This is a genomic window from Pseudidiomarina sp. PP-1MA, from assembly GCF_041200125.1.
Taxonomy (GTDB): Bacteria; Pseudomonadota; Gammaproteobacteria; order Enterobacterales; family Alteromonadaceae; genus Pseudidiomarina; species Pseudidiomarina fusca.
Window position 1 is genome coordinate 1957587 of record NZ_CP165718.1, and the last position, 13300, is coordinate 1970886.

Genomic DNA, 13300 nt, shown 5'->3' on the forward strand with positions numbered 1-13300 from the left:
CGTAGTTGCTTGCCATCCCCGCAACAACAAGCCTAACCAATCGTTTTATAAATGACCGGATGGGTTGCTGCAGCTTTATCGCCAATCTTGTATGCAGCACGGATTCGCTGTGCCGCTTGCAGCCAGTCATCTTCGTTGCGTGCATAAATCATCGCCAGCGGTTGCTGTGCGTCTACTGCTGCACCAAGTCCGATAATCTGATCCAAGCCAACACTAAAATCTAACTGGTCGCTACTGCGACGACGGCCACCACCTAAGGCAACGACTGCCATACCAACTGCGCGCGTATCAATTGCCTGCACCACACCCGTGCGCTCAGCTAACACCGGACGAGCAAAAGCTGCTAACGGCAAATGCTGTTGATATTGAGTTAGCAAGTCATTGGGTCCACCTAACGCCCGTACCATTTTCGCAAAACGCTCAGCGGCTTCGCCGGAAGCCAAAACAGCTTCAACTTTTGCTACCGCTTCTTCGGCCGAGGTTGCAAGCTGGCCCAACTGCAGCATTTTCGCACATAAGGCTACAGTAACTTCATGCAATCGAGGGGCTCGGTATTCACCGGTTAAATAGCGAATAGCTTCAATGACTTCAATCGAGTTACCGGCTGAGTGAGCCAATATCTCATTCATATCCGTTAAGATGGCGCAGGTATTGAGACCTGCACCGTTAGCTACCCGAACTAAACTCTCAGCAAGCTCCTGTGCGGCAGCTTCAGTTGGCATCATGGCTCCGTTACCAACTTTTACATCCAAAACCAAACCATCTAATCCTGCAGCCAGCTTCTTCGACAAAATAGAGGCTGTGATTAACGGAATAGATTCAACTGTTGCAGTAATATCGCGGGTAGCGTAAAAACGTTTGTCTGCCGGCGCTAAATCGCCAGTCTGCCCAATGATAGCAACACCGGTATCCTTAACTACTCGACGAAATAACGCCAGGTCTGGCATGGTTTGGTAACCTGGAATGGCATCCATTTTATCCAAGGTACCGCCTGTGTGGCCCAAACCGCGTCCTGAGATCATCGGTACATAGCCACCACAGGCAGCAATAATCGGCCCTAACATCAAACTGACTACATCACCAACCCCACCCGTAGAATGCTTATCTAAAATGGGGCCGCCTAGGTCTAAATCGTGCCATTGCAGTACATCTCCAGAATCCCGCATGGCTAGGGTCAAGGCAACGCTCTCATCTGCGCTCATGCCCTGAAAGTAGACAGCCATAGCTAATGCTGCGATTTGGCTTTCAGAAATATCACCTGCAGTTAAGCCTTGCACAAAGTAATCGATTTGTTCTTTACTTAGTTCATGTCCATCGCGTTTGGTGCGAATCACCTCTTGTGGTAAAAACATTTAATATCCCTTTATTTCCGCTGGGCCAGAATCACCCGTTAACGTACCAACTAAATTGCCTAACAAGCTGCTCGCACCAAAACGAAAATGCTCAGCGGTAACCCAGTCGGCACCCATGATCTGTTCGGCTAGCGCAAGATAAGCAGCAACATCGGCGGCACTACGAACGCCCCCGGCCGCCTTAAAACCAACCTGCTGACCGCTGTTTTTTATTGCTGTTAACATCACTTCAGCTGCTTCTAGAGTTGCGTTCACTGGTACCTTGCCAGTCGAGGTCTTAATAAAATCAGCTCCAGCTGCAATGGCAATCTCGCTAGCTTGTTTGATTAGTTCGGGAGTTTTCAACTCACCGCTTTCTATAATAACTTTTAGCGGCACTTCGCCACACGCTCGTTTTACCGATTGCACTAACGCAAAACCTATATCACTATCACCTGCCTGTAACGCTCGCCAAGGAAACACCACATCAACCTCATCGGCACCCACTGCTACTGCGCGTTCGGTTTCAGCAACAGCACGCTCAACGTTGGCGTGCCCCTCAGGAAAATTGGTTACCGTGGCTACTTTGATTGCCGCCAAACCAAGCCGTTCTAGTTCTAGTTTGGTCCACACCACCAATTCTGGAAACACACACAGAGCCGCAGGATGGCCAAAATCTGTGCGAGCCGACTCACACAACCGAGTAATGGTTGCCACATCATCGCTATTGTTCAGCGTCGTTAAATCCATCAGCGCAATGCCACGTTGCGCTGCTTGTTGTGCTGTCATCATGGGTTAGTCCCGATATTCGTTAATATCAAAATGAAATGCGTCTGGGAGTAATTCAGCTAGAGTCCATTCACGTTGGCCCTGATAGCAAGCTGAAATTACTTTGGTGTCAGGAGCTAAAAACTCTGTCATCACTTGACGACAGGCGCCACAAGGCGAATAAACTTGGTCACTTGGTGTAAAGACCACCACCGAACTAATTTGACGAGGATCAAATCCTTGTGCGATAGCACTAAAAATAGCCGTGCGCTCGGCACAATTGGTGAGGCCATAAGAGACATTCTCGATGTTACAGCCAGTTACTGTTGCGCCATTGGCAAAACTCAACACAGCCCCTACTTTAAACTTACTATAAGGCACATAAGCTTGCTGGGCGGCGCTTTGCGCCATAGCTACTAATGATGAGCTAGTATTTTTCATGGTATTTCTTCGTTATTTATGGCCTTAAAGCTTACTCTTTTCGGCCTTTGAATCCAAGTAGGCAAGCCCAACAGATTTATTTTAGACGTTCACGAAATAAACTGGACTTTTGCTTAATTCAAGACTAAATTCGTAGTTAGCTAAATTAGTGTTTTTAGATGTACTTCATACGAGGAACGAATCATGAGTGTTGAACGAGCTTTGACTGCCTTTGCTGGCTTTATGGTGTTATTATCTGTAGCCCTAACCGTTTGGGTTCATCCAAATTGGGTCTGGTTAACTGTGTTTGTTGGTGCTAACTTATTCCAACAATCCTTTACCGGTTTTTGCCCTGCCAGTATGTTTATGCGTAAAGTGTTTAAGCTGAAAACAGAGCGAGAACTTGCCACCCGTAACTAAGAGATATTTTTATGACCGACACGCAAATAACTGAGCTACAGCAAGAAGAAGCGAATATGGCTGCTAGCTTTTTAAGATCGTTAGCTAACGAGCATCGTTTGCAAATCTTATGTCATTTAGCCAACGGTGAACGCAGTGTCGGTGATTTAAATCGTCATTTCCCGCTAAGTGCCTCGGCATTTTCACAGCACTTGGCGGTATTACGAGAGCAAGGCTTGGTGAAGTTTCGTAAAGAAGCCCAAACGATTTACTATTCTATTCAAGATCCTGACACGCTTGCCTTTATCCAGTTACTAAAAACCAAATTCTGTCCGGATTTAAGTTAAGCCTGCCAACTCATAACAATCGCATCTTCTCGAGTATCATCGGCATTGCGGTAATATCGAGCGCGTTTACCGCGCTCGACAAAACCACACTTTAAATAGAGTTGAATAGCAGCTTCGTTAGACGCTCTAACTTCTAACCAAATGATTGCTTGTTGCTGGCTGGCTTGCTTTTGTAAGTGCTGAATAAGTTGCGTTGCAACGCCCTGGCGCTGAAAGCGAACAGCAGTTGCGATATTCATGACAGTCCATTCATCTAGCACTTCTTGCACAATCAGAAAAGCAGCCAAGTGCTGATCTACCCACGCTCCCCAGTTTTTATAACCACTGCCAAAACAGGATTGCAACAAACGCTCCGACCAAGCTAACGCATGAGCTTGTTGTTCAACCACAACAATCTCCGGCTGCCAATCAAGGGGGGCTATCTGCAACATCACAGCGATTATGCCACTTAGGAGCTAGCTACTAGCTTTACTGGCAAGCAATGTTTGCCAAGTAGTTTGCTTAGTAGCTGGGGATGGCTGAACTAGATCACTGCCCGTAAAACTGAGCCTTTTGGTGTGAGGCCAACTTACCACGCTGGTTGCTGATAATTCAGTGAGTTCTGTTTCAGGATTTTTGCTAAAGAGTGAAAATAAATCTCGGAGCCATTGGGGCAATGTAACTGGCATCGGCATAGTAGTAACAATCAGCCAAGCGCCTACTTTATAAAAGTACTGAGCAACCGGCTCAGCCTCTTTCTCTTCGGGAACTGCTGGAGCTGATTCGATTCGCTGTCGCCAAAGAGGTAACCCAAGAGCAGCTAGCGCTTGTTGTTGTGATTGAGTGAATTGCGGAACTTGGTGCTTGGTCATGCGTTTAGATTAGCCTAAACGATTAAAATAAGGAAGTGGCAGGGGTGGAGGGATTCGAACCCCCAACCGTCGGTTTTGGAGACCGCTGTTCTACCAATTGGAACTACACCCCTGCAGCTAAGCTCAGAATTATACTGGCATCGCTTGCGCTGGCAAGTGATTTATTCGTGATTTAGGTTTAGTTGCAGCTTTTTTCATCAATCCTTTTAAAAAGCAGTGATATACTGAATCCCACATAGGGATCATAAGGGCTTTCATGATTTTTCGTGCAGTAGTATGTTTGTGGTTATCTTTGCTTGCTCTCAGTTCAGTGCTGATTGCACCTGCGTCGCTGGCTGCGCCACAAGATGCAACCAGCGAGGAACGGCCTCAATTACAGGTCATTATTGAGGGCCTCGAAGATCAACTGTTGACCAATGCAAAAGCCCATCTCGCTATTTATGCACTCCATCAACAAACTGTTCCCTCGGTGTTTAGAGTCCGCTATCTGATGCGCCAAGGAGAACAAGAGCTGAAAACAGCGCTGATGCCCTATGGCTATTACCAAACACAAGTCAGCTACGAGTTACTCCAAGAAGACCAGCAATGGACGGTGCGCTACCAGGTGAATGCGGGCCCGATTTCGACCTATCAAACCGTAACTGTTACACTGCTTGGTGAAGCGGACCAGGACACTGCTTTTACTCGATTAATCGATGATTTGGCCCCGACCATCGGTGACCCTGTTATTCACCGCGACTATGAGGCGTTCAAAAGTAGATTGCGTAACCTTGCCGCAGAGCGAGGTTATTACGACGCATTTTTTAGCCGTAGCGAGGTGGCTATCGATAGCGCTAACTTTGGCGCCGACCTCACCATAGAATTTAATGCTGGCCCGCGCTATTTATTCGGCGATACATTGTTTTGCTGTGCCACCATAGGTTCTGAACTGTTAGATAGATTTGTCCAATACCGACAAGGCAGTGGCTTCAATACTCGCGACCTGCTCGACCTTCAAGTAGGGCTAGCTGCTAGTGATTACTTTAATACCGTTGAAATTTCTCCGTTGTGGTCAGAAGCGAGTGATAAACAAGTACCTATTGAGGTCACTCTGACTCCAAACAAGCGCGACCGATATCAAATTGGTCCGGGCTACGGTACCGACACTGGGGCTCGTTTAACGCTTGGATTTGATCGTCGGTGGTTAAATGATCGAGGGCATAAGCTAAGTAGCGTTGTGCGTCTCTCTGAAGTACAGAACACCGGCTACATCAGTTACATTATTCCCGGCCGTAATCCGGCCCGAGACTCTTATAGCTTTAATGCAGAAGTTTCAGATCGCTCCTTTGAGCAACAGCGCTCAACTCTCACCAAAGCTTCGGTACGTGATATTCGTCACTATGATCGCTGGCATCGAACCTACGAGTTATCTTATCAGCGCGAAGACTTCGCCTTTGGTGACGAGCCGCGGCAGCGCTCAAATTTCTTTATCCCCTCTATCGAATGGAGTTTAATTGAGAGCACCACCCTTGAAGGCAGTCGCAATATTATTGACGATGGCTACCGGATTTCAGTTCTTCTGCGTGGCGCCCATGAAAGTCTCGTTGCTGATACGAATGTTATTAGTCTCAAAGTAAGTGGCAAATGGGTGCATCGGTTAAATGATAAATGGAGAATTCTTGCCCGCGCTGAAGTGGGAGCCTTAGAAGCTGACAATTTTGACTTATTGCCGCCTACCTTGCGTTTCTTCTCAGGTGGCGACCACAGTGTGCGCGGCTATGGCTTTCAACAGCTAGGACCTCTCAATGAAGAGGGAGTGGTCGTTGGTGGACGTTTCATGACGGCCAATAGCCTTGAACTAGACTATGCTTTTCAACCGAATTGGCGCGTTGCTATCTTTACTGATCTTGGTAACAGTATGAGGGATTGGCAGGAGAGCCTAAAACAAACGGTAGGTATCGGAGTTCGGTGGGTTTCTCCGATTGGTCCAGTGCGATTAGATATCGCTAATGCTATTGATGAACCTGACACACCATGGCGGATTCATTTTACTCTGGGGCCTGATTTATGAGATGGGTTAAACTGCTTGCTTGGGTCATAGTTATTCTGTTTGTGCTAGTGCCAAGCGTTATCTATGGTTTACTCGCAACCAACAAAGGTTCGAACTTAGTGCTGTCACAGGCACTTAAATGGAGTGGGCAACCGCTAACCATAGCCAAAATTGAAGGTGATTTACTTTCAGAGTTAACCTTATCGGGTGTTGATTATCAAAGCCCAACATTACAAATCAGTGCTAAGAAATTAGCACTTAACTGGCAGCCAAGTGCACTCATTGACCAGCAGCTCGTCATTAACCAAATCATCACAGCGGATCTGATCGTACGTTATCAAGCCACAACAACAGAGCCAACAGAGGAAACTCAACCACTGCAATTACCTGACATTAGCTTGCCCTTTGAGCTGCAAGTTAAGCAATTGAGAACTGAGAATACTCAAATACAATTAGCGGAAGGTTTAGAAACATTACCTGACGTTAGCTTAGCTTTAAGCTGGCATCAAAACGATTTAACTCTAACTGAGGTAAAAATCAGCTACGACAACATGGCTGCTGTCTTGAACGCCCAACTTGATACTACTGCTCCCTATCAATCATCCGTGACCGCAACTTGGCAATTATCACAGTTACCTATCTCTGCAGTAGCATTAACCGAACTTACTGGAAGTACAGAATTAGTCGGCAACCTAAATAGTCTAAATGCGGTGACCCGTTTTGAAGCCGAACAAATACCTGAGCAGCAAATGACGATTCATGCAGAACAGTTGTTAACTGATTTTTCTTGGCAGGCTTCGTTAATTCTGAACCAGTTACCCCTCAGCCTCGGCTTTCCGTTACTACAAGATAGCGCAGCGGCTGCTTGGTTAACGTCATTCAATGATGCCAAGCTATCCGCTACCCTTGATGCCGACCCAACCCGGTTGCAGCTACATCAACTCCAAATTAATGACATCCAATCGGCTTCCAAGCAGATGGCTGGTGGCAGCATCAATGCAACAGGTGTTGTATCTAATTATCTCGATGCCATGGCAAAACCAAATCAAACTGAGTTTAATGTTGATTTAGTTATTGATAACGTAGCGATAGAGCACACTGAACAAAACTTCCTTATCAAGCAGCTGGCGTTAAAGGTTAAAGATAATCTCAGTAAATTTAGCTATGAACTAGCGGCCGATGTTACCCACCCTTTAACCGAGACAGTTTCTACTCATCTCCATGGCACTGGTAGCCTTCATGATCTCGCCATTGAGAGCCTAAGCCTAACTGCGCCAAACTTTAACGCACTACTTGCGGGCAGCCTGAATTGGAAGGAAAATGTTGAAGGCCATCTTGATGTCCAGCAGTTTACCTTAGATAGCCAACTTATAGATGCGAGTTTAACGGAGCAAATTACTGCAGAAGGTGGTTTAGCTTTTAGCAATAACCGAGTTAGTGCTGAACAATTCAATCTTCAATGGCGCTCAAACAAAGTGCAACTAGATGGTGCCATGCGCAGCGACCAACCGCTACTTATCGATATTCAAGTACCTGATATCTCAGAATTATCAACTAGTCCATACGCACAAGGAAACTTAGTCTTAAAGGCCTCAGCGGCATTAAACACTAACCAATCGGTTGTATTAGATATCGCTGAGTTAAGTATTAAACATCCAGATTTTGGTGATTGGGCAAGCAATAAGAACGGCAAATTAGAAGTTCCGTTGGCCAAGCCTGTAGCTCTAACAGCTGATGATCTCTGTCTCCAATCTAATGCCCGCATACCAGCCGAGATCTGTTTACAAACCGCATACAGCAATCAGCAACAAACGACCACTATAACTGCACGTAGCCTACCACTAGCCTTGCTCAATCGTTTTCGTGAAGCTGACGTAGCCGAGCGCGTATGGGGTTTGGTTGACGCAGATGCGAGCCTGATTGTTGATACTAATACTTGGAGTATTGTGCGCACCGAAGGTGATATCCGTAGCGATCGAACCTTTCTCTTTGCGCTAGACGAAGAAGTAAGTACAGGTTTTAAATTTTGGGGAATAAGTTGGGCAGGTAATCTAGATTTAATCACGAGTGATATCACTGCAGAGTTGAACAAGAATGCTGGTGTTCTTATTGGCGATGCCGAAATAACCAACTTAGCGGATGCACCACAATTATCAGGCTCTGTTTTATTAAGTCTGGAAGATTTAACCTTGTTACAGTGGTTCTTACCAGATTTACGTTATGAAAATGCCACGGCACTGGGTAGTATTGAGTTTTCAGGACCACTAGCCAAACCCGAATTAATCGGCTCAATCGAGCTTGCTGCCGATGAAATTGGTTTTGCTGAAAGCGGACTTTTGTTAACGGGTGTGCGGGTTAATGCGCAAACAGCCAAACAACAACCTGATAATATTCTGCTAGATGGCCAAGCTTATTCAGGCGATGGCTGGATCACCATCCGTGGCTTAATTGAACCCAAACTCGAACGTTTAGCTATTGATATTGATGGCGAAAAATTTCGCACCATTCAGACACCAGAAATTACCGTCGATGTCTCTCCCAATATCACCATTTCCCTTGTTGATAAGCGTATCGACGTTAAGGGCGAAGTAACCATTCCGTATGCAAATATTGAACAGCCGGAATTAGGTGAAAGCATAGATAACCCATCTGAAGACATTAAATTATATAAGGATGGCAAGCCTGTTGTAACCGATGAGAGTTCCATTTATCCGCTTTATGCAGATATTCGCGTCAATTTAAGTGAACAGATTAGCGTAAGCGCGTTCGGTTTTGAGGGTAATTTAGCAGGTAGCTTGCGACTCATTGAACAACCAAATCGAGCACTAACAGCCAGTGGTAGCGTGCGTGTCACTGAGGGTTTTTATGAGCTCTATGGGCAGCGTTTAGAAATCGATCGAGGCTCTCTCATCTACAATGGCGGTTCTGTTGATAATCCTGGCCTAGATTTGCGAGTGGTGAGGGCTAAAGAAAACATCATGTCTACGGAAAATGTGACTGTCGGAGCGCAAATTACTGGAACTCTAACCGAACCAGACTTCCAAATGTTCTCAACACCAGCAATGCCTGATAGCGAGGTCCTTTCCTATTTGATACTAGGCCGCGGCTCGGGAACAACCAGTGGCAGCGGTGATAATATGCAGTTACAGGCATTGATCATGTTAGGCTCCAAAGGTACTGAGGTTATTGGTCAGCCATTACAAGAGATCTTTGGCTTAGATGAATTTGGGATTGATTCAACCATGAATCCGCAGGACACCTCCTTTTACATAGGCAAATATCTATCACCTAAGCTATACGTTAAGTACGGAGTGGGACTGTTTGAAAACACCAATACGTTCCTGATTCGTTATTTCTTAACTGATAATATCTTAATTGAGTCAACTGCTAGTGGCGAAGCTCAGGGCGGCGATATTTTTTATACTATTGAAAAGTGACGGGATTTTGTTGTTCGGTATTGGTTATTAGATTGGCTATTAGCTACTGGCTACTGCTATTAGCTATTAGCTATTAGCTATTAGCTATTGGCTATTAGCTATTGGCTATTGGCTATTGGCTATTGGCTATTGGCTATTGGCTATTAGCTGTTGGCTGTTGGCTGTTAGCTGTTAGCTATTAGCTGTTAGCTGTTAGCTGTTAGCTGTTAGCTGTTAGCTGTTAGCTGTTAGCTGTTAGCTGTTAGCTGTTAGCTGTTAGCTGTTAGCTGTTAGCTGTTAGCTGTTAGCTGTTAGCTGTTAGCTGTTAGCTGTTAGCTGTTAGCTGTTAGCTGTTAGCTGTTAGCTGTTAGCTGTTGGCGTTGGCTGTTGGCTGGTGATTGGCGTTCAACAATTGATGAGTCGTCTTTGCGAGCGCACAACGAAAAAACCCCTAGCATAGCTGCTAGGGGTTGTTCGTATTTGGTGCCTGGCGGTGACCTACTCTCGCATAGGGAGACCCTACACTACCATCGGCGCGGAAGCGTTTCACTTCTGAGTTCGGAATGGATCAGGTGGTTCCACTTCGCTATTGCCGCCAGGCGTAAACTTGTACAATATGAATTCGCTGATTGTCGTGCCAGTAATGCACCACTCTAATTGAGCCTAGTAGAAGCTCGAACTTATGTCTTGGCTACAGCCCTAAACACCTTCGGTGTTGTATGGTTAAGCCTCACGGGCAATTAGTACGGGTTAGCTCAACGCATTACTACGCTTCCACACCCCGCCTATCAACGTTGTAGTCTCCAACGACCCTTCAGGACAATGACATGTCAGTGAGAGCTTATCTTGAGGCTCGCTTCCCGCTTAGATGCTTTCAGCGGTTATCGATTCCGAACGTAGCTACCGGGCAGTGCCATTGGCATGACAACCCGAACACCAGCGGTTCGTTCACTCCGGTCCTCTCGTACTAGGAGCAACCCCTCTCAACTCTCAAACGCCCACGGCAGATAGGGACCGAACTGTCTCACGACGTTCTAAACCCAGCTCGCGTACCACTTTAAATGGCGAACAGCCATACCCTTGGGACCGACTACAGCCCCAGGATGTGATGAGCCGACATCGAGGTGCCAAACACCGCCGTCGATATGAACTCTTGGGCGGTATCAGCCTGTTATCCCCGGAGTACCTTTTATCCGTTGAGCGATGGCCCTTCCATTCAGAACCACCGGATCACTATGACCTGCTTTCGCACCTGCTCGACGTGTCTGTCTCGCAGTTAAGCTGGCTTGTGCCATTACACTAACCGTACGATGTCCGACCGTACTTAGCCAACCTTCGTGCTCCTCCGTTACTCTTTGGGAGGAGACCGCCCCAGTCAAACTACCCACCAGGCACTGTCCTCACCCCAGATAATGGGGCTAAGTTAGAACATCAAACATACAAGGGTGGTATTTCAAGGATGGCTCCACGTCAACTAGCGCCAACGCTTCATAGCCTCCCACCTATCCTACACATGGAGGTTCAATGTTCAGTGCCAAGCTGTAGTAAAGGTTCACGGGGTCTTTCCGTCTAGCCGCGGGTACACCGCATCTTCACGGCGATTTCAATTTCACTGAGTCTCGGGTGGAGACAGCGTGGCCATGGTTACACCATTCGTGCAGGTCGGAACTTACCCGACAAGGAATTTCGCTACCTTAGGACCGTTATAGTTACGGCCGCCGTTTACCGGGGCTTCGATCAAGAGCTTCGCTTACGCTAACCCCATCAATTAACCTTCCGGCACCGGGCAGGTGTCACACCCTATACGTCATCTTTCGATTTTGCAGAGTGCTGTGTTTTTAATAAACAGTCCCAGCCACCTGGTCACTGCGGCCAGCTCCGGCTCCGTCCGTGTGGACTTCACCAGCTCTGGCGTACCTTCTCCCGAAGTTACGGTACTATTTTGCCTAGTTCCTTCACCCGAGTTCTCTCAAGCGCCTTAGTATTCTCTACCTGACCACCTGTGTCGGTTTGGGGTACGGTCAACATGAACCTGAAGCTTAGAGGCTTTTCCTGGAAGCATGGCATCAACAACTTCGCATCCGTAGATGCTCGTCTCGTATCTCAGTCTAAGCGGTCCGGATTTTCCTAAACCACCAACCTACATACTTTCACCGGGATAACCAACACCCGGCTTGCCTAGCCTTCTCCGTCCCCCCATCGCAGTTCATGTCGGTACGGGAATATTAACCCGTTTCCCATCGACTACGCCTTTCGGCCTCGCCTTAGGGGCCGACTTACCCTACCCTGATTAACATGGGATAGGAAACCTTGGTCTTCCGGCGTGGGGGTTTTTCACCCCCATTATCGTTACTCATGTCAGCATTCGCACTTCTGATACCTCCAGCATGCTTCTCAACACACCTTCAACGGCTTACAGAACGCTCCCCTACCCAGCAAAACAAGTTTGCTGCCGCAGCTTCGGTGCATGGCTTAGCCCCGTTACATCTTCCGCGCAGGCCGACTCGACTAGTGAGCTATTACGCTTTCTTTAAAGGATGGCTGCTTCTAAGCCAACCTCCTAGCTGTCTAAGCCTTCCCACATCGTTTCCCACTTAGCCATGACTTGGGGACCTTAGCTGGCGGTCTGGGTTGTTTCCCTCTTCACGACGGACGTTAGCACCCGCCGTGTGTCTCCCGGATAGTACTCACTGGTATTCGGAGTTTGCATGGGGTTGGTAAGTCGGGATGACCCCCTAGCCCAAACAGTGCTCTACCCCCAGTGGTATTCGTCCGAGGCGCTACCTAAATAGCTTTCGGGGAGAACCAGCTATCTCCGGGCTTGATTAGCCTTTCACTCCGAGCCACAGGTCATCTCCTAATTTTTCAACATTAGTGAGTTCGGTCCTCCAATTGATGTTACTCAATCTTCAACCTGCCCATGGCTAGATCGCCCGGTTTCGGGTCTATACCTTGCAACTAGACGCCCAGTTAAGACTCGGTTTCCCTACGGCTCCCCTATTCGGTTAACCTTGCTACAAAATATAAGTCGCTGACCCATTATACAAAAGGTACGCAGTCACACCACGAAGGTGCTCCTACTGCTTGTACGTAGACGGTTTCAGGTTCTATTTCACTCCCCTCGCCGGGGTTCTTTTCGCCTTTCCCTCACGGTACTGGTTCACTATCGGTCAGTTGGGAGTATTTAGCCTTGGAGGATGGTCCCCCCATATTCAGTCAAGATAACACGTGTCCCGACCTACTCGTTTTCACCTTCATGTTTCCTTCGTGTACGGGACTATCACCCTGTATCGTTGAGCTTTCCAACTCATTCCACTAGAACCATGATTGCTTAAGGGCTAATTCCCGTTCGCTCGCCGCTACTAGGGAAATCTCGGTTGATTTCTTTTCCTCCGGGTACTTAGATGTTTCAGTTCTCCGGGTTCGCTTCTTACACCTATGGATTCAGTGCAAGATAGTGTGCATGCACACTGGGTTTCCCCATTCGGAAATCCATGACTCAAGCGGCTCTTACTGCCTCATCATGGCTTATCGCAAGTTAGTACGTCCTTCATCGCCTCCAACTGCCTAGGCATCCACCGTCTACGCTTAGTCACTTAACCATACAACCCGAAAATGTTTATTCGAGCTCTATGGGCTGTTTCTTTGCTGTACACAAGTTCGATACGCCTCTACCATTTTTGGATTCAAGTAGAGTGGCATTTCATTACTTTATTACAATCAGCTTGTTCATATTGTT

General features: G+C 47.2%; 9 protein-coding genes, 1 tRNA gene and 2 rRNA genes. 4 read left to right on the forward strand and 8 right to left on the reverse strand.

All coding sequences use genetic code 11. The features are described 5' to 3' along the window. Nucleotides 1–32: 32 nt before the first annotated feature. The 3 genes from deoA to AB8S08_RS09380 are packed head-to-tail and all read right to left on the reverse strand — an operon-like array spanning nt 33 to nt 2540. A complete protein-coding gene (gene deoA / locus AB8S08_RS09370; protein ID WP_110076254.1) occupies nt 33–1352 on the reverse strand; it encodes a thymidine phosphorylase in 1320 nt (439 codons plus the stop codon). After that, the gene (deoC, locus tag AB8S08_RS09375; RefSeq protein WP_369742577.1) at nt 1353–2123 is read right to left on the reverse strand and encodes a deoxyribose-phosphate aldolase; all 771 of its coding nucleotides are present in this window, start codon (nt 2121–2123) and stop codon (nt 1353–1355) included. It lies immediately after the preceding gene. A 3-nt stretch (nt 2124–2126) separates the two neighbouring features. Continuing rightward, entirely contained in the window at nt 2127–2540 is a 414-nt protein-coding gene (locus AB8S08_RS09380; RefSeq protein WP_153826328.1) for a cytidine deaminase, read from the reverse strand. A gap of 183 nt (nt 2541–2723) precedes the next feature. On the opposite strand from AB8S08_RS09380, the gene AB8S08_RS09385 reads away from it, so the two are divergent. Further along, entirely contained in the window at nt 2724–2939 is a 216-nt protein-coding gene (locus AB8S08_RS09385; RefSeq protein ID WP_110076251.1) for a DUF2892 domain-containing protein, read from the forward strand. A gap of 11 nt (nt 2940–2950) precedes the next feature. Continuing rightward, nucleotides 2951–3265, forward strand: a complete 315-nt coding sequence (locus AB8S08_RS09390) for a metalloregulator ArsR/SmtB family transcription factor (RefSeq protein ID WP_110076250.1) — start codon at nt 2951–2953, stop codon at nt 3263–3265. Here the strand turns inward: AB8S08_RS09390 and rimI are convergent. The 3 genes from rimI to AB8S08_RS09405 all read right to left on the reverse strand — a co-directional run bounded on the left by rimI (nt 3262) and on the right by AB8S08_RS09405 (nt 4229). After that, entirely contained in the window at nt 3262–3696 is a 435-nt protein-coding gene (gene rimI / locus AB8S08_RS09395; protein WP_369742578.1) for a ribosomal protein S18-alanine N-acetyltransferase, read from the reverse strand. The genes AB8S08_RS09390 and rimI overlap by 4 nt on opposite strands. Before the next feature lie 24 nt (nt 3697–3720). Next, on the reverse strand, nt 3721–4116 hold the full coding sequence (locus tag AB8S08_RS09400) for a hypothetical protein (RefSeq protein ID WP_110076248.1): 396 nt from the start codon (nt 4114–4116) through the stop codon (nt 3721–3723). A gap of 36 nt (nt 4117–4152) precedes the next feature. Continuing rightward, a tRNA-Trp gene (locus tag AB8S08_RS09405) sits at nt 4153–4229 on the reverse strand. A gap of 143 nt (nt 4230–4372) precedes the next feature. Here AB8S08_RS09405 and AB8S08_RS09410 point away from each other — a divergent pair. After that, nucleotides 4373–6166: an autotransporter assembly complex family protein gene (locus tag AB8S08_RS09410; protein ID WP_369742579.1), complete on the forward strand. Its 1794-nt coding sequence runs from the start codon at nt 4373–4375 to the stop codon at nt 6164–6166. Beyond that, nucleotides 6163–9582: a translocation/assembly module TamB domain-containing protein gene (locus tag AB8S08_RS09415; protein ID WP_369742580.1), complete on the forward strand. Its 3420-nt coding sequence runs from the start codon at nt 6163–6165 to the stop codon at nt 9580–9582. The genes AB8S08_RS09410 and AB8S08_RS09415 overlap by 4 nt, the downstream gene beginning before the upstream one ends. Before the next feature lie 464 nt (nt 9583–10046). On the opposite strand, the gene rrf is transcribed toward AB8S08_RS09415, so the two are convergent. Together rrf and AB8S08_RS09425 are read right to left on the reverse strand one after the other, a co-directional pair. Next, nucleotides 10047–10161, reverse strand: a 5S ribosomal RNA gene (gene rrf, locus AB8S08_RS09420). A 119-nt stretch (nt 10162–10280) separates the two neighbouring features. Further along, nucleotides 10281–13163 (reverse strand): 23S ribosomal RNA (locus AB8S08_RS09425). Nucleotides 13164–13300: the final 137 nt, after the last annotated feature.

Bases quoted from the DNA above. Each gene is read 5' to 3' on its own strand.
- deoA (WP_110076254.1), bottom strand. From the start codon at position 1,352: ATGTTTTTACCACAAGAGGTGATTCGCACCAAACGCGATGGACATGAA.
- AB8S08_RS09380 (WP_153826328.1), bottom strand. From the start codon at position 2,540: ATGAAAAATACTAGCTCATCATTAGTAGCTATGGCGCAAAGCGCCGCC.
- AB8S08_RS09410 (WP_369742579.1), top strand. From the start codon at position 4,373: ATGATTTTTCGTGCAGTAGTATGTTTGTGGTTATCTTTGCTTGCTCTC.
- AB8S08_RS09415 (WP_369742580.1), top strand. From the start codon at position 6,163: ATGAGATGGGTTAAACTGCTTGCTTGGGTCATAGTTATTCTGTTTGTG.
- AB8S08_RS09400 (WP_110076248.1), bottom strand. From the start codon at position 4,116: ATGACCAAGCACCAAGTTCCGCAATTCACTCAATCACAACAACAAGCG.
- AB8S08_RS09385 (WP_110076251.1), top strand. From the start codon at position 2,724: ATGAGTGTTGAACGAGCTTTGACTGCCTTTGCTGGCTTTATGGTGTTA.
- deoC (WP_369742577.1), bottom strand. From the start codon at position 2,123: ATGATGACAGCACAACAAGCAGCGCAACGTGGCATTGCGCTGATGGAT.
- rimI (WP_369742578.1), bottom strand. From the start codon at position 3,696: ATGTTGCAGATAGCCCCCCTTGATTGGCAGCCGGAGATTGTTGTGGTT.
- AB8S08_RS09390 (WP_110076250.1), top strand. From the start codon at position 2,951: ATGACCGACACGCAAATAACTGAGCTACAGCAAGAAGAAGCGAATATG.